16 protein-coding genes are annotated in these 15,134 nt (G+C 48.2%); 11 read left to right on the forward strand and 5 right to left on the reverse strand.

The genetic code is table 11. The annotated features are described in order from the left end of the window. Positions 1 to 444: 444 nt before the first annotated feature. Both ACY0JR_RS19390 and ACY0JR_RS19395 read right to left on the reverse strand, forming a co-directional pair. Complete coding sequence (locus tag ACY0JR_RS19390) at positions 445 to 2,418, reverse strand: toprim domain-containing protein (RefSeq protein ID WP_462635821.1); 1,974 nt, start codon at positions 2,416 to 2,418, stop codon at positions 445 to 447. Positions 2,419 to 2,497: 79 nt separating this feature from the next. Then, the gene (locus tag ACY0JR_RS19395) at positions 2,498 to 2,881 is read right to left on the reverse strand and encodes a hypothetical protein (protein WP_462635822.1); all 384 of its coding nucleotides are present in this window, start codon (positions 2,879 to 2,881) and stop codon (positions 2,498 to 2,500) included. 293 nt (positions 2,882 to 3,174) lie between these two features. Here ACY0JR_RS19395 and ACY0JR_RS19400 point away from each other — a divergent pair, with 293 nt between their 5' ends. The 10 genes from ACY0JR_RS19400 (at position 3,175) to ACY0JR_RS19445 (ending at position 13,186) form a co-directional block, all read left to right on the forward strand. Continuing rightward, positions 3,175 to 3,849 carry a hypothetical protein gene (locus ACY0JR_RS19400; RefSeq protein ID WP_462635823.1) on the forward strand — a complete coding sequence of 225 codons (675 nt, stop codon included), beginning with the start codon at positions 3,175 to 3,177 and terminating at the stop codon, positions 3,847 to 3,849. Between the two features lie 286 nt (positions 3,850 to 4,135). After that, a complete protein-coding gene (locus tag ACY0JR_RS19405) occupies positions 4,136 to 4,423 on the forward strand; it encodes a hypothetical protein (RefSeq protein ID WP_462635824.1) in 288 nt (95 codons plus the stop codon). An 11-nt stretch (positions 4,424 to 4,434) separates the two neighbouring features. After that, positions 4,435 to 4,764: a hypothetical protein gene (locus ACY0JR_RS19410; RefSeq protein ID WP_462635825.1), complete on the forward strand. Its 330-nt coding sequence runs from the start codon at positions 4,435 to 4,437 to the stop codon at positions 4,762 to 4,764. Next, positions 4,736 to 7,330 (forward strand): VirB4 family type IV secretion system protein, encoded by a 2,595-nt coding sequence (locus ACY0JR_RS19415; RefSeq protein ID WP_462635826.1) that lies wholly within the window; start codon positions 4,736 to 4,738, stop codon positions 7,328 to 7,330. Before ACY0JR_RS19410 ends, ACY0JR_RS19415 begins: the two co-directional genes overlap by 29 nt. A 1-nt stretch (position 7,331) precedes the next feature. Further along, the gene (locus ACY0JR_RS19420) at positions 7,332 to 8,681 is read left to right on the forward strand and encodes a hypothetical protein (RefSeq protein ID WP_462635827.1); all 1,350 of its coding nucleotides are present in this window, start codon (positions 7,332 to 7,334) and stop codon (positions 8,679 to 8,681) included. Between the two features lie 70 nt (positions 8,682 to 8,751). Next, complete coding sequence (locus ACY0JR_RS19425; RefSeq protein WP_462635828.1) at positions 8,752 to 9,477, forward strand: conjugal transfer protein TraK; 726 nt, start codon at positions 8,752 to 8,754, stop codon at positions 9,475 to 9,477. Positions 9,478 to 9,498: 21 nt separating this feature from the next. Then, positions 9,499 to 10,362 (forward strand): DUF4138 domain-containing protein, encoded by an 864-nt coding sequence (locus ACY0JR_RS19430; protein ID WP_462635829.1) that lies wholly within the window; start codon positions 9,499 to 9,501, stop codon positions 10,360 to 10,362. 13 nt (positions 10,363 to 10,375) lie between these two features. Beyond that, positions 10,376 to 11,728, forward strand: a complete 1,353-nt coding sequence (traM, locus tag ACY0JR_RS19435; protein WP_462635830.1) for a conjugative transposon protein TraM — start codon at positions 10,376 to 10,378, stop codon at positions 11,726 to 11,728. Between the two features lie 30 nt (positions 11,729 to 11,758). After that, positions 11,759 to 12,643, forward strand: coding sequence for a hypothetical protein (locus ACY0JR_RS19440; protein ID WP_462635831.1), 885 nt, complete (start codon positions 11,759 to 11,761; stop codon positions 12,641 to 12,643). A 3-nt stretch (positions 12,644 to 12,646) separates the two neighbouring features. Next, entirely contained in the window at positions 12,647 to 13,186 is a 540-nt protein-coding gene (locus ACY0JR_RS19445; protein WP_462635832.1) for a hypothetical protein, read from the forward strand. 66 nt (positions 13,187 to 13,252) lie between these two features. Here the strand turns inward: ACY0JR_RS19445 and ACY0JR_RS19450 are convergent, their stop codons facing one another. The 3 genes from ACY0JR_RS19450 to ACY0JR_RS19460 are packed head-to-tail and all read right to left on the reverse strand — an operon-like array spanning position 13,253 to position 14,444. Then, positions 13,253 to 13,459 carry a GDCCVxC domain-containing (seleno)protein gene (locus ACY0JR_RS19450; protein ID WP_462635833.1) on the reverse strand — a complete coding sequence of 69 codons (207 nt, stop codon included), beginning with the start codon at positions 13,457 to 13,459 and terminating at the stop codon, positions 13,253 to 13,255. Further along, positions 13,459 to 14,073: a mercuric transport protein MerTP gene (gene merTP, locus ACY0JR_RS19455; RefSeq protein WP_462635834.1), complete on the reverse strand. Its 615-nt coding sequence runs from the start codon at positions 14,071 to 14,073 to the stop codon at positions 13,459 to 13,461. Before merTP ends, ACY0JR_RS19450 begins: the two co-directional genes overlap by 1 nt. Continuing rightward, complete coding sequence (locus ACY0JR_RS19460; protein ID WP_462635835.1) at positions 14,070 to 14,444, reverse strand: ArsR/SmtB family transcription factor; 375 nt, start codon at positions 14,442 to 14,444, stop codon at positions 14,070 to 14,072. Before ACY0JR_RS19460 ends, merTP begins: the two co-directional genes overlap by 4 nt. Positions 14,445 to 14,878: 434 nt before the next feature. On the opposite strand from ACY0JR_RS19460, the gene ACY0JR_RS19465 reads away from it, so the two are divergent. Next, positions 14,879 to 15,133, forward strand: a complete 255-nt coding sequence (locus ACY0JR_RS19465; protein ID WP_462635836.1) for a hypothetical protein — start codon at positions 14,879 to 14,881, stop codon at positions 15,131 to 15,133. Position 15,134: the final 1 nt, after the last annotated feature.

Genomic DNA, 15,134 nt, shown 5'->3' on the forward strand with positions numbered 1-15,134 from the left:
ATAGCCCGATTTCGGCCTAAGCCGGTCTACCACCCGTATTGCGGGTTCGCCATTTCCGCGAACTGGCAATACACCATTTTTATGGCTAAAGGGTTTAGGGTAGGGGAGTACGGTGTGAGTTATTGCTGCTGGTGAAGGGAAACGGAACCAGCAGCAATAACTCACACGGTGCAACCCGGTATTTCGGAAGAACCGCGTTAGGGATACCGGCCACTTGTTCGCATAAAACTGGGTTTTTCAGCCAGTTTTATAGGTGGCCGCCGTAGGGAAGTAGCCCGGCCGCAAGGCAACGCCCAAGAAATTAATAAATTTTAAAATTCTCCTGAAGTCAGAAATCATAATTTCTTAAGGGCGGTAGGGGAAAAAATAACAGTAGAACTTTATGTTTTACCTCGGTGAATCTAAACAAAAAGCCTTTCCGGAATAAAGACTAAACTACTTTTACTATCTTGTTATTTCCTGTTGAGAGGGCCTATGATTCTCAACTTTACCCGCTATCTCCCGTCTTTCGATGCGGTCTGAATGATGCTCAATCACATTATTCCCCTTTTGGCTACCTGCCGCGTCTAGGGTCTTGGATATCCTGCCTATTTCCGGGTCATCCGTACGATAGGAAACTTTCATTTCTGAGTGCCTAAGGCCATTCGTGGACGCACTCTGAATATCGCCCACCTTTGCCCCACTCCTTTCCACCGTATCTTTCACGGCCTCTGCCTGGCCTTTCACACCCGTCCCCTTATCTCTTTCCTCCACTTTAATAATTAACTCCTTTTCAGAACCAGGTCTATCCAGTTCCTCCGCAGCCGGTAGCCGCTGAGCAGCATCAGGTTTGGCCGAAACTGCACCCGATGTTGCCAGGCTCACTTTACCCTGATGGTCTTCCTGGTACTGTTGCCATCTCTCCTTTGTGTCGTTAGGTTGCTGCAATTGCACGAGGTTCTGGGCTTGCTCCAGGCGCTGGGCTTCCGCTCGAAGCTGTTCTTTTTGTAACCGCTGCGCTTCACGTTCATGCTCATCTTGCATAGCCTGTGTGTGGATTTGTGAAGCGCTTAATCCCTGGCTGGCTAATTCTAAATCACGGTTGAAATCTTTAGCAATTGGGTAGTCCACCCGGATGAAATTTACCGGGTGCCGTTCCTGCTCGGGGCGAAGCTGCTCGCGCTGCCGGTAGAGTTCCTGGCTAATCACCTCCAATTGGGCGGTATCGGCCTTGGCTACGCTGAGTTTTATTACCGTGTCTTTTTCGGTTGTGCGTTGCACTTTCATCTCAACACTCGGCTCTTCCTGTACTGAATTGATGCGTTCCACCTGACCAGTTAAAAATTTGACACGCTCTGCCCCTTCCCGGCTGTTCTCGTGATGATACTCCACCCGCAGGTTGGTATAGTACCTCCCGGCGGTTGCGTGCCATTGCACCGGGCGGCTGGCCTCGCCGTACGCCTCCTGGTTGGCCAATTCCTTGAATGGCCGGGCAGGCTGCAAATCATTCAGGTAGTTGATGTTGAACCTTCTTCCTCCCGCATCCCTATCATCGGCCAATATTACTTCCTTAGGATTTTGCTTATCTATGACCCGTTGGATTAATTCCGTCTGCCTTTCGGTTACAGTTCCGGCAGTGGCAATGTACATGGTGTTCTTACCGTCATTGTTCAGTTGGTGGTAACTCATAGAATCAATGGCGCTTTCATTCAAAACCAACCTTTCAATGGGAGTACCTTTGCCTTGGGTAGGGTGGGAAACCCAAATGCCGTCCTTGGGCAGCTCCAGTAAATTTTTATAGCCCGTGTTCTTCTGTTCCACACTGGCCAACCCCTGCTCATTGTAAAGGGGAAAGGCGGTATTGCGGAATCCGTGTTCATTTTGCTCGGTCGTAAATACACGTCCTTGAAAGGCTGGGCTGTCAATGGTTTCGTCTGTGAGGGAGCGACTGTATAGGTAACTCCGGTCTGACAATTCCCTTTTAACGCCCAATACTTCCGAAATCAGCCTGGTTCGTTTATCTTCTTCTGTTTCCGGGTCGGTGGTTGTATTACCTTGCCCGATAGGTTTTCCTACCGGTAAACTATTCATCCAGGTTGGGTCCGGGGCGATGGCATAGGTTCTTTGAGGCTCTGGATAATCATTCAGGTATTCGCGTAGGTGTTGGCGCACCTCTCCCAGGTTTTTATTTTCCCTGGTCTTTACGAAATCAATGATAGTGCCTTTATCACGGTCGTCTCCTGGATTGAAATACACCTGCTTTTCGTCCTTCCTGGTAACGATGATATGTTCCCCGGCATTTTCCAGGTGCTGCCAATCTTCGCGCCTTCCCTGCGCTTTTATCTGATAGCCTTGCCTTTGGGCATATTCCACCAGGTCTATCCGTTCCTTAAATCGCTCCAGTTCCTGCGGGTCATTCTCCACAAATTTGCGTTCCATGCTTGTATACGCTTTTGATAATACCTAAAATACAAATAGCGGGTTTACCCGCTATACTCTCCAATAAGGATACCCAGTCCTAGGGTCTAGTGGGTGGGTTCTTGGCCAAACTATCAATATAAGCGAGCTGCTCATTAAACTTTCCAAGTTGCTCATTGCCTGGAAAAAGAAAAAAATAGCGGTCCTCTTCACCGGTAGATAATGGATTCCGGGAAGCCGTTGTTTCAAATGACAGGGCGGCCAAAATCCGCTGTAAAAGAAGGTGTTCCTTTCTTTTTAAGGTACCGTTCTTAAGGTTTACTACAGTGGTATAGGGAAATGAATATTGCTTGCAAAAAGCCTTCACTTGGCCATGGCCTAGTAGTTTTAACCGGTACTGAATATAGCGGAGCACATCTGCATATAATACAAACAGGTTAGGGTCCGGAAACCCTAAAGGCTGAACGGAAACGGTTGTAGGCATTCTTAAGAACTTTTTTCAACTGTTAACCTACAAGCGCCGTTTGGCTGCTTCAAGTAGCAATTGTGTCTATAAATATTTGCCTACAATATATAATTATATTTTTTAATAACTAAATAATTGCCTAAAAATCACCACTTTATAGATTTAACTAACTATTGTATAATTATAGGACAATTAACGTATAACCTTACGATTAGTTATTACTAATGCCAATCTAAACTTTACAACTTTTTACTAATTTTTGAACTTCTTTTGTATAACTACTGAATTATTTTTCCGTTAAAGGGAGAAATATGCCGCAGGAAGCCTACATTATTGGTTTAGTGCTAATTCCAATTGTATTGTTGGCAACCTTGCTCTGGTGGCGATTTTATGGGTCTGGTAAAGATGCGCGGAAGGGAGTAGGTAAATCAAATTCCGGCAATTATAGGTCACTAAGAACTTATAAATATGAAGTCAGGGATTTTGTAACGGCGTTCGATGAAAGCCCGGAAGCTTGCCTAGAATCTACGGGCACTTTACTGGAAGATTTATTAAGCGAGGAAGAATACATAAATGATGTTAACATGGCGGAAACGCCTGATGATAACAAAGATAGCCGTGATACTATTGATGCTGATTCCGGAAATAGTCCGAACGCGGCAACGGCACATACTGACTCTGTTACGGCTGGTGATAATGCGGGAGCCTCTGTGCCTGGTGTTAGGAAGCCCATTACCCTAGACGTACTCCCGGATATTGAGCAAGTAGATAGTCCTGCACAATCTCTTTACTACAACCCTCTTACAGCACCGGCACCAACTGACAACGATAAGAAGAACAGGGAAGCGGAAATTGCCTTGAAAAGGCGGAGGAGGGCTGAATTGAAAAATAATACTTCTGCTGCCCAGTCCGGATTCAATGCACTGTTTTCACCGGATTCACCTGTTAAAAATTCACTTGCCGGAAAACCTTCTGACAGTGAATAATTCAAAATAAAATTCTTTTAGCGATGGCCTTAAAAATCACGCTTCCAATTACATATTCAGAAAGTCTCCCTTTCGCCCTCTTAGGTATTCAAAAGTTTATAAAACCGGCTTATCTAGGAATTATGAACCCTTTTCTATCTCAAATTAACTTAAACTAAATACTGAAACAATGTTTACTGAAACCTACAAAAGGAGTGCTGGCCTGGTGGCGCAAATCTCTAGTTCCATTCATTCGCTTGTCGTTGTTGGCCGTCAATATGAGCCCTCTCTATGGGAAAAAAGGTCTATGGCTACTGCCATGAGCCTGGCCCTGGCTCATGGGGCAATGGCTCAGGGCGGCACTGCAGCCGCTTTAGAAGGGGTTCAGGAAACCATCATCACTATTGTGCAGGTTATTTTCTCCATTATCCTGGTGATTGGACTCATCCGGGTTGTGATGAAATTCGTCAACGGGGCGCCAGACGCGCTTTCCTCTTTAGGTTGGTTGGTCGGCGGGGTGATTCTTTGGTTTGGCTTCCAGTTCTTCAAAGATGACTTAGTGGGGACAGTGGGCGGTGAAGGCGGCGTACGCTAACCACCTCCTGTATGCGGTCTTATAAAAGCATCGAAAAACCAGCCCAGGTTCTTGGGATGAACATCATGGATTTGGGCTTGGTGGTCGGTCTGTTCATCGGCTCGGTGCTGCTGTTGGGTTTTTTGAACATGATGTTACAAATCCCGCGCCTAGTCTATTTGGCGGTTTTCCTATTGGAGATAGGGTTGATTCTGGTGATGCGGTTTTTAACGAAAACCCATCCTCCCGGCTTCTTGATAGGATGGCTTTCTTTCCAATTCGTGCAGCCCCGGCGCATTGCCGTTGGCCTTGTCCCCCCAGTGAAGAAAAAAGATGAAAAAGCAGAAAACGGTTCCATTTAATAATGTAATGCCGGTGCATTCCTTTGAGGACAACAAAGTTATCTTCAAAGATGGGCGGGTTGCGGTCGGGTTCGTAGTCGAGCCGGCGGAGATGGAAGCCTGGACCCAACAGGATTTTATCTCATTTAACAATGCTTTGTTGGGGGTTTTACGGCCATTGCCAATCAATACGATAGTCCAGAAAACGGACATTTACTACGACCGTCCTTATCGGGAAGACAGGAAAGAACAGACCTATTTCGAAGGGAGGATGAATAAGCATTTCTTTGAGCGGCTGGTTCTTTTCCAAAAATCCTACCTGTTCCTGAGCTTTGCCCCGGCAGAGGTGAAGCCGATTAGAACCAACGCACTTAATGCCTTGGTTTCCCGCATGGGGGAATCTCTAATTAAAAACCCGTTTGAGAATCTGCTCCATACCTTGGAAATCGCCGAGGCCGTAGCCCAGGAGTTTTCCACTGCTTTATCGGGTACGGGAGAGGTGGAGATTATGCGAATGGGTTCGGAGGAAATCAGCGACCTCTACCATCAATATTTTAACCTCAATTTTGACTTTGTGCCCCGGCGGCAGGAGCGTGAAATTTTGAACGAGGTGGGGACGCTGGCCGTGGGAGAGAACAAAGTAAACGTCATCTCAATGGTAGGGCAGGGAAGAGAACAACACCCGGCCGTACGTAACAGCTACGGGGTAACTGCGCCGATGCTCTACCCGCTTACCAATGCTTTGCAGTTCCCGCATATCCTAACCCAGGCCTTTGTCGTGCAGGATACCAGGGCTGCACTTTCCACCTTGGACACAGACAGGAAACTGAACAATTCGCTGTCTAGGCTGGCCACACAGGACAACCAGCTGAGGGCGATGGAAATAGAGGAATTTACCGCCGAGGTAAGGGCAGAGAACAAGCAGATTATCGGCTTGCATCTGTCTGTAGTGCTGTGGGAAACAAATGACAGCATCCGGAAAGAGAACATCGAGAAAACGATGGCCGCTTTCCGGTACATATTCGGAACGGAGAGTGTGGTAGAATCGCATCTATGCTTGCCACTGTATTTCGGACTGTTACCTGGAAATGCCTATCAGATACCGGACAGATGGCTGACTACTACTTCTGACCGCGGTGTATGCTACATGCAGTGGACGGCTACCTATAAAAATGACAACGTAGGGGAGTATTTCTGTGACCGCAACCGAAACCTGCTGCAGGTAAATTTATTTAACACCGACTTGGACAATCAGAATGCCATTGTCATTGGGCCTTCCGGTTCAGGCAAAAGCTATACGTTCGGCTACATTGTCGTGCAGCGCCATGAGCGCAAAGCGCGGCAAATCCTTATTGATATCGGCGGTACTTACCGCAACGTGGTGCAGTCGTTGAATGGGGTGGATTTTGATAATACGTACTTTGAGTATGACCCGGAGAACCCGATAGAATTTAACCCGTTCCTGGTGCCCCGCTCCCCCGATGGAAGGAAGTGGGTATATAATGACGAGAAGATAAATTTCCATTTAGCGCTGCTGGCGGTTCTGTGGAAAGGTGGTGCGGATAGTGCGCCTTTGAACAAGTCCGAAAGGGCGATTTTAAGCCGCTTTCTGATTCAGTACTACAAGTACTTGAATGAGGAAGGAAATGCTGGGCAAACCGACGAGGAAATGCCTGGCATGGCAAGCTTTGTGCGCTTTGTGCGCAGATTTAATATGGACATGCAGGCTACCCCTGCCACAGCGGACGGCAGGGAGGAAATGCGCAGCCAGTACAAAAAGGATATGAATTACTTCGATATTCACCAATTCTTTTTAGTGTTGGCGCAATTCACCGAAGGAGGCCGCTATGAGAAAGTTCTGAATGCCCAGCAGGACGTGGAGCTGTCTGAGCACCGGCTCATTTGCTTCGACCTGGCAAAAGTGAAAGCAGACCCTGATTTATATCCGGTCGTAGCCATGCTCATTACCGAGCTCTCTCTGGACCTGTTCCGGAAATTCCCGGACGACATCAAATACATTGCCCTGGACGAGGCCTGGGCCATGCTTTCCGGAGGCGTGATGGAAGACTTCATTGTTTCCATGTACCGCACCATCCGGAAGACCAACGGCTCCATTACCATTATCACGCAGGGGATTCAGGAAATCGTTGAAAGCAAAATCGGCTATGTGCTGATAAATAACAGCTCCACCAAAATTATCCTGCGCCACTCGAATCCGGATTCTCTGGCTAAACTGCAAACGCCGCTAGGCTTCACCACCCACGAAATGGATTTAATTAAGTCCGTCCGTTCAACGGCTGATTTCCGAGAATTTTTTATCAAGCAAGGCTCCAAGGGAAAAGTTTATATCCTGGAAGCGGCCCCTGAATTAAGTGCCATCCTAAGTTCCAAACCCGTGGAGCGGAATCACCTGAACCGCTTGGTGAAACGGTACCAGCAACAGCACAAGCGGTTTGCAATTGATAAAAACGGCAAGGTGAGAATTGAAAATGGCTACCCGGTTTTTGAGACGTTTACTGAACAGCGACTGGATTATGCGGTGGAGCAATTCATGGAAGATAAAAGAGCGGGCTTATTAGGTAAATGATATGGAGGCGGAATTACTTTTTGTAGCCCATGGCATAGATGACAGTTTCCTAAGAGCCTGTGACCGTTCACTTGAAACTGTCCTGGATGTGTGCCGCTTCATCACGCCTACGTTTATGAGCATCGCCCTAATAATCTCTATTGGGCGTGGTTACCTGTCTGGGCATGGCTTGCAGATTGACTTTTCGCCCATTATAAAGGCATTGGCCTTGTTCCTTGTACTTTTCTTTTACCAGGACCTGATGAATGTGCTGGGAGCTGGCATCAAAGGCGTGACGCAGCTATTTGATGGTTCGGGCAATGTGGGCGAAGCCCTCCAGAAGCTTACGACCCCACCGGGCATCGCCGCCGCTGCGCAATCCGATAATGTGGCGCAGACAGACGTGGTAGAGCAGGGAGGAGCCTGGTATTCTAAAATCTACAACAGCATCGCCAACTTTTCCCTTATGAACCTGATTACCCAATTCTTTACCACGACTACGGTAATGCTGGTAAGGCAAATAGTGCTGTTTATCCGCCAATTCGTATTAGGGTTCCTGTATGTAATCGGCCCAATCGCCATTTGCCTTTCCGTTATCCCCGCTTTTTCCGGACTGGCCGGGAAATGGATGCAAAATTTTATCGCGGTACAGTTCTGGGCTCTGACTATGAATATACTCGATTTGATTTATTCCAATTTTGCCGACCAGAACAATGCTGTGGGAGGTGTCTTTGGCGGTTTGGTTTCGCCGGGGCAAAGTTTCAATGATGTGCAATTCCTGCTGATGTCGGTCGCTTTCATCATTCTTTACTGCATGGTGCCCACCCTTACCAGTTACTTTATCGGCTCTACAGCAGTCCAGGGTTTTATGAGCGCGGCGGTAGGCGTTGCTGCCGGGGCGGCCAGTACGGCAGCGGGAGTGATGGCACCCCCTGCTGCCGGTGGCGGGGTCTCCGGCGTGCTTGGCCGGGCAATGGGATTTAACGGTACTGGAGGCGGTGGCGACAGTTCTGGCAGTGGGAGCTTTGGCGGCGGGGCCGGGCCAGGTTCTGTTTTTTCTGGGGCTGCCCCGGCCATGGCCACAGGTGGCGGTTCCTCCACCCCCGTCCGCTATAACGGCGGCATGGCCGCTGCTGCTCCGGCCATGGCTTCCGGCGGGTACTCTGGCGGCGCTGATAACCGAGCCTCTTTATATGATTCCGGCTCTAGTATTGATAGTGCTGCGCCTTATGATGATAATGATGATGACGCTTCCTCTCTCCCTTCCTTGGGCTCCTCGGGATTTATGCGCAATTCTATAAGAAGAAGAAGGGAAAACCGTAAGCCTCCTGCTTGGGAAGAGGATGATTTAGATGAAATATTCAATGATTAAAATTTAGTTCAGGAAATTAAAGCTAGGCTATATGAGTAACATAAAGGATTTAAACACCTCTTTCAAAACCATGAGAACCATTTCTCTAGCCTGCATCATTGGGTTCGTGGTACTCGCGGTGAGTGCAGGATATGGGTTTTACAAGGTCACCCAGGATGCGGGGCGACGGGTGTACGTGGTGACCAATTCGGGCTCAGCTGCGGCTCTGGCCGTTCAGGAGGATACCCATACGCCGTTTGAGGCCCGAAACATGGTGAAAGGGTTTATGAAAACGATGTTCGGCCACGACCAATACACTTTCAAGCAGAACCTGGATGCCGCTTTGCCTTTGATTGAAGGTGCCGGTGGCCGCAGGATATTCGAGAACTTCAACCGGGGGCAGGTCCTGCAGAATTATCAAAGATACTCCGCGCGTTCGGTTCTAGACGTGGACAGCATCTACCTGGACATGAAAACCCGGCCTTATTCCGGCAGGGTCTACACCAAACAGCGCATTTTCATCGGAGACCAGCAACGGCAGAGCCTGCCGATGGCGGCCAAGTTCAACCTCGTGGAAACTGACCGCTCCGATGAGAACCCCTATGGGCTGCTGATTACAAACTTTGACTACATCGCCTATAACCCACAGGTCTCGCGGGAAGAAAAAGAATATCTACAGCAACAGGAGGCCGAGCGGCAAAGAAGACTTCGGGATGCAGCTGCAGGGGCAGGTGTAGCGCCCCCTCCCGCCTATTCTACACCGGCTCCGGCGGATGGTTCACCGGTTGCTCCTGGGACTGTACCGCCTGGCCAATAAACTTCAATAAAAGGTCGTCTTATGAAAAATATAATTTTCTTTGGTTTTGTTATTTCTCTTTTGGCCTTGGCGGCAGGTTCGGCCAGGGCGCAAAAAGTAGCTCCTCTTTCGGATATATCCGTATCGGATTCCTCTACCACCTATATGGTCTTCAATGGCCCGGTTTCCTTGGTGGATGTGGGAATGGCCGGGAATTACCTGGTAAAGATTGAGGCGAACGCTGTTTTTGTCCGAGCCAAGAAAAAGAACACAGCACCCACCCCTATCCTGATTCGCTACGGCTCTAAATACTGGATGGGGCGGTTGGTGTATGCCCCAGGCCCAGTGATGCAGTTGTATGATTTCAACGACGGCACGCCAACCTTGAATAATGGAACCGGTTCAGCCCATTCGGGGGGCTCACCGGAGAATGAACTGGCCCTGGATAAATCAGCCGAAAAGAAAGAAGTAATAGAAAGCAATCTGGTCAAGCTGCGCAAAGCCAAAGAAGAGAACCAATCAGTGGCGGTGGTGGAAAACGACCTGGTGCTTTCATTAGCCAACATTCGCAACGACAAAGACTTTACCTATCTGCGCTTTAAGGTTATCAATAAAACGAATATCGACTACAATGTTGATTTTACCGATTTCCAGCTGGTGGAGAATTCCAAAAATAAATTCCTGGGCAGAAAAAAAAATGAAGCCAGAAGGCCTCTGGCTCCGTCCGGTGGTGAATTAAACCAGAATATCACAGGGCGTTCCACTGGTTACCTTACCTATGCTATTCCGCTTTATGCGGCCACGGAAAACGGTTACCTGGAAGTAACGCTGCGGGAACTTAACGGAGCACGGGTACTGGTACTCCCTATCCCTTCCAAAGTAATAAACAGGGCTTCCACCATTTAAGGAAAATGCAAGAATGGAAAATTTAAACGAGTATGGCGCGGAAAATGACTTCAGGCAATCGCCGACCGCCAACAATTCCGCGCCGGTGAAAGAGAAACGTACGCCGGTGGAAATCTTGAAAGAGCACTGGTTCAAGTTCCTGCTGGGCTTGGTGATGCTGATTTTCGCTGGGCTGTTCCTCTGGCTTAAATCAGCGCAGAATGCTATTGAGCAAAATACAGTACCGGTTGCAGCGGCCTCGGAGAACATTGAGCAAGCTATCCCAGACGTAGTGACGGATAACCTGGAAAACAAAACGCCTTCCACTATTTTAGAGGAACAGCGCAAAGCCGAACAGGAGGCACAGTACGTACAAGCTAGCCCTACGGAAGAAGAGGTAGTCAATGCGTTTGTGGTAGACACGGCCGGGCAGGCGGCACGGAGGCGATATAATTTGCAATTGCAACAGCAGAAGGAAAAGCTGGCCGCGCAGGAGGTAGACACCGTGGAAACCACGGTACAGGACCAATCCACCGGCCAATACCGCACGCAACAAGTCATCGTACCGCGTAACGCCAACCGCCGAAACGCTGGCCGCCGAGGTTCTACCAATGCTGTGGCACCAGCTTACGATGCAGACGGCACACCCTTCGAGACGAATCCGGAAGTACTGCGGATGCTGGCAGCCTCCTCGCCGCAAACGCGCAGAATATATGAGCAGACGACCGGAAAGCGTTACCGGGAACTTGGTGCGGTCAATGACTCCAGACAGATGCAGGCGGCCCTGCCTGGAGCTGATGGCTTCAATACCTACAAAGTGTCTAACGCCCGGTTTAACCTAGGGGAATCGAATACCCAACAAGAAACCCTTACTCCCGACGTGTTTTATAAATGCGTGATTTCAGGGGAGCAAAAGGTAAGGACCGGCTCCGTGGTGATAATGCGCTTATTGGAGGATGCCGTGGTATCTGGGGTAACCTTTCCGAAGAACATGGTCTTTGCCGGTATCGCAAAAGTTGAATCCAACCGGGTGACGGTGCAAATTGAGCGCCTAGGCCCTACCAGGGTGAAAGCTGATATTTTTGATTTTAATTATATGCCGGGCATCATGATAGACCCGGAAAAGAAAATCGCCAAGGATACGAACCAAGGGATATATGATGCCCAGCGGCAAGCAAGCCAGGAACTGAGCACGGCCATCGACCGTTCGGCCTCGGCGGCAAATTCGGTGGTAGGGGTGGCAGGCCGTGTTGCGGCCAACGTCGTCTCGAAACCCAGGTCCCGCCAACGGCTGAGGGACGTACTGCTGCCAGACGGGTATCCCATATTGATTACTTCCGCAGCGGCGGGGCAAATGGCTCCTGCAGCCAGCACCGGGACAAATTGATTTATTAAGTTCAACCTAAAAAGGTGATGTATGAAAAGAATAGTTATTACGGTATTGGCGGCAGGGCTGCTGATATTCCGCCCCAGCAATACAGATGCTCAGATGGTGGTGAACGACCCTATCCACATGGGGGTACATATCAGTGATTTTGCCAAACGCCTGGCGCAATGGGCCGAAACGGTGCAGAATTACCAGGTGGTAAAAGATGCCAAAACCATAGCCGGGGTGACAAAGGATATTACCGGGGAAGTAAAGGATTTAACCTCCGAAGGCTTGGCCTTGCAACGGCAGATTCAGGAGGATTTACGGAAAGTAAACACTATCATGGATTTGCGCATTTCCAACCCGGCGGAACTTTTTGCCCGTGCCTTGGCCATGTCCGGGGGCAATTCAGGCACGCACTACATGCCGCACTTCTCGAAGGCGCAACGGCTGCGGGTAGCCTTGCAGAACAACAATCCGGAGGAAGACATTAAAACAATCTTTTCGGTGTTTTCCCGGACTTCGGGGGACTCTGACAACAATGACCGCATGAGTTCGGCGGAATATGTGGAGCGCCGGGAAGAATCGGCGGTATCAGCCTATGCCTATGAGGAAATGAACCAGAAAAAGAAAATTCAGACGGCCCTGAATTATTACAAGATTGCCGACGAGATGACCGAACAGAGCATTGAGATGAACGCCACACTGAAGAACCCTGGGCGTTATTCCATGACCGAAGGGGAACGAATGGCTATGATTAATTCCTCCAATGAGAACATGGTTCGGGCCATGCAACTGCGGCAGGAGGCTGATAGGCTGATTGCGGAGAGTTCGCAGAAAGGGCCCGCGCATGTTGCCGCTGAAATGGTTTACACAGACCTCATTGCGCAGAAGCAATTGATTGAACTGGAAAGAAGAACTAAAAACTATTAAGCAATGAAAAAGGCGTTGCTCTCCCTGTTGTTTTTTATCAGCATCAGCACATTGTCCCCTGTACTGGCACAACGGCATATCAGACACATTTCTGCCTGGGGAGCGCATTATGGCCGCACTGAAAAGGGAGATTTTTACGAGGGCAGCTATATGAACTACCTTACCGATAAACTGAGCGTGCGGGTCAGCGGCCTGCGGGAGTATGGCAACCTGGAGAAAGGTGGGGAATACTCCGCCTTCAGCGGGCGGGCATTTTTGGCACCGCAATTATTCCGGATTGGTGAATTTGCCTATTTCCATCTGCTCTTGGGAGGTACCGCTTCCTACGAAAGAACAGAAGAAGATTTCGCAGGGGAAAGAAATGATGCGGGCAGGCGGGAACGATTCACCTATGGGCCTCAGGTTGGTGCCGAGGTAGATTTCTTCTTTAGCAATCGGATTTCGTTTGTTGCGACAGGAATAAAGGGAAAGACGTTTAACAGGTCTCGCTTGGACGAATGGCCAGGTTTTGCCAGTCTTGGCCTAAGGTACCATTTCAGATAATTTCCTATATTAAAAAACATCTAAGAAATAGCCTGTCGCAACCTGGACGTTGGTTTCAGACTTAATTTAGCAGCAACTTCCATTCCTCTGAATAGGGGGACACGGTACGGTGCCATAACTGCAGAACACACAGCAGTCCCCCTGAAGCGGCTTCATCACTGTCTTGCAGTTCTCGCACTCATAGAAATACTGGCACGCGTCGGTGGGCATGTCCTCTTCTTTGGTGTGGCCGCACTCAGGGCACGTGATGGTGGAAGCGGTAAGGACTGCCATTAATTCTTAATCTTGGTTTCTGTGACTTTATATCCCGTTGCCTTTATGGCTTTCTGCACCTGTTCAACTGAAGTCTTTGATTTGTCAAACTCCACCACGGCATTGGAATTGGCGTAGGAAACGGTCAATCCCAGAATCCCTGGTACTTTGTTCACCTCACTGGCAACATGGCCCTCACACGCGGCACAGGTCATACCGGTGATGGTGAACTCTGCCACCGTCTTTGCTTTTGACTTCGTCTGGGCTTTTGAAGGGCTGTTCTGCTTCAAGGATTCTCTGGAAAATACGTTGGCGTAGTTAGGGAATGTGAGCATTAACAGCGCGAACGCGGTCACTAGGGTAAGGAAGGTTTTGGTTTGCATAAAATTTGGTTTTTCTTCTGGTTCACAATTACAATCGTTCTGTGGCTGTGGCCTTAGTTTCTGGTACCAAGCAAATGCTAGTACTGCAATCGTAAGGCCTATGAGCCAAGGCCGCAAAGGGCCAATCCAAGCAAATGACGTAGCTAGGCTTCCCGTTCCAGCGACAAGTGCCAGAATAGGGGTGATACAGCACATGGAAGCCGCAAGAGCGGTTAAAATGCCTGTTGCCGCAAGGTTTTTCTCCGCTTTCATACCGTTTCCAGTTCTCTGCTATCCGCGATTGTTTTGAAGAACGGCTTCAAGACCTCAGCATATTCCCGTGTGAGGGAATAGTAAATGGTTTGACCTTCTTTAGTGGACTGAATAAGGTTCCGGTCTTTCATCTTGCGCAGATGCTGTGAAACAGCGGAGACACTTATTCCCAAGATATCGCTAAAATCACACACGCAAACCCCACTTTCCTCAAATAGCAGGAAAAGGATTTTCAACCGAACGTGGTTCCCGGCCATCTCTAAGCCGTTGGCTACATGTACAAAGGAGTCATTAAGAGCATTTACTTTGTCTCTGCAGCGATTTATTTGGGTAGTATCTGCGAATGGCCGGATACAAAGTGCATTTTCCATGTCGCGAAGTTAATTATATTTTAGCAATTCCTAAAATACTAAAATATAATTTTTGCTCTGGCTTTTTCTATAAGGGATAACCCTACTACAAACAGGTAATGCAAATTCAAACTCCGCCTAAACTTACATGTATATTAAATTATACAATAATTGTATCGTTATATATACAATTATCGTATAATTTAATATTGAGTTACAATATTGAGTTACAATTAAAAAATATAGAGCATTCAATAAAAGGCTTTAGAACAGATATTGAGCAGTATCTGAAAACCTTGGACAGAAAGTACAAGTGAACCAAATCAGGTACTGAGTGATTCAGGCTGTACTTGTCATTCTTGCTAGGAAATTCACCTTGAGAAAATTACTAGCGGATGAATTGAGTGAAGCAGAATCGCCTCTTTCTTAAAAGATATTTTAGCTATTTACCACCTATGAAAATATCGGATGAGCCGGTTAAGCTGTTTTTAGAATTGCAAAAAAAACTCCCTGCGATTTTATCCTCTTTCGGGATAAAACAAGTTTACGTGTATAAGGGAATAGGAATGCCGCGCCCAACATGGGAAGTAAAGAAGAGAAACCAAACATTTACAATTGCAGAAATGCAAGACATCTGCGACTTGATTAATACAGGTAAAACTAAACCAAGGGAGCAAAATAAAAGTACAGACGTGGAAGTTAAGAACTGAT

The organism is Rufibacter sp. JT3400010, assembly GCF_054956755.1.

What these genes read in the sequence shown, in the direction of transcription:
- ACY0JR_RS19460 (WP_462635835.1), bottom strand. Translation starts at nt 14,444, where the DNA reads ATGGAAAATGCACTTTGTATCCGGCCATTCGCAGATACTACCCAAATA.
- ACY0JR_RS19415 (WP_462635826.1), top strand. Translation starts at nt 4,736, where the DNA reads ATGAAAAAGCAGAAAACGGTTCCATTTAATAATGTAATGCCGGTGCAT.
- ACY0JR_RS19450 (WP_462635833.1), bottom strand. Translation starts at nt 13,459, where the DNA reads ATGGCAGTCCTTACCGCTTCCACCATCACGTGCCCTGAGTGCGGCCAC.
- ACY0JR_RS19390 (WP_462635821.1), bottom strand. Translation starts at nt 2,418, where the DNA reads ATGGAACGCAAATTTGTGGAGAATGACCCGCAGGAACTGGAGCGATTT.
- ACY0JR_RS19405 (WP_462635824.1), top strand. Translation starts at nt 4,136, where the DNA reads ATGGCTACTGCCATGAGCCTGGCCCTGGCTCATGGGGCAATGGCTCAG.
- ACY0JR_RS19395 (WP_462635822.1), bottom strand. Translation starts at nt 2,881, where the DNA reads ATGCCTACAACCGTTTCCGTTCAGCCTTTAGGGTTTCCGGACCCTAAC.
- ACY0JR_RS19420 (WP_462635827.1), top strand. Translation starts at nt 7,332, where the DNA reads ATGGAGGCGGAATTACTTTTTGTAGCCCATGGCATAGATGACAGTTTC.
- merTP (WP_462635834.1), bottom strand. Translation starts at nt 14,073, where the DNA reads ATGAAAGCGGAGAAAAACCTTGCGGCAACAGGCATTTTAACCGCTCTT.
- ACY0JR_RS19425 (WP_462635828.1), top strand. Translation starts at nt 8,752, where the DNA reads ATGAGAACCATTTCTCTAGCCTGCATCATTGGGTTCGTGGTACTCGCG.
- traM (WP_462635830.1), top strand. Translation starts at nt 10,376, where the DNA reads ATGGAAAATTTAAACGAGTATGGCGCGGAAAATGACTTCAGGCAATCG.
- ACY0JR_RS19440 (WP_462635831.1), top strand. Translation starts at nt 11,759, where the DNA reads ATGAAAAGAATAGTTATTACGGTATTGGCGGCAGGGCTGCTGATATTC.
- ACY0JR_RS19465 (WP_462635836.1), top strand. Translation starts at nt 14,879, where the DNA reads ATGAAAATATCGGATGAGCCGGTTAAGCTGTTTTTAGAATTGCAAAAA.
- ACY0JR_RS19400 (WP_462635823.1), top strand. Translation starts at nt 3,175, where the DNA reads ATGCCGCAGGAAGCCTACATTATTGGTTTAGTGCTAATTCCAATTGTA.
- ACY0JR_RS19410 (WP_462635825.1), top strand. Translation starts at nt 4,435, where the DNA reads ATGCGGTCTTATAAAAGCATCGAAAAACCAGCCCAGGTTCTTGGGATG.
- ACY0JR_RS19430 (WP_462635829.1), top strand. Translation starts at nt 9,499, where the DNA reads ATGAAAAATATAATTTTCTTTGGTTTTGTTATTTCTCTTTTGGCCTTG.
- ACY0JR_RS19445 (WP_462635832.1), top strand. Translation starts at nt 12,647, where the DNA reads ATGAAAAAGGCGTTGCTCTCCCTGTTGTTTTTTATCAGCATCAGCACA.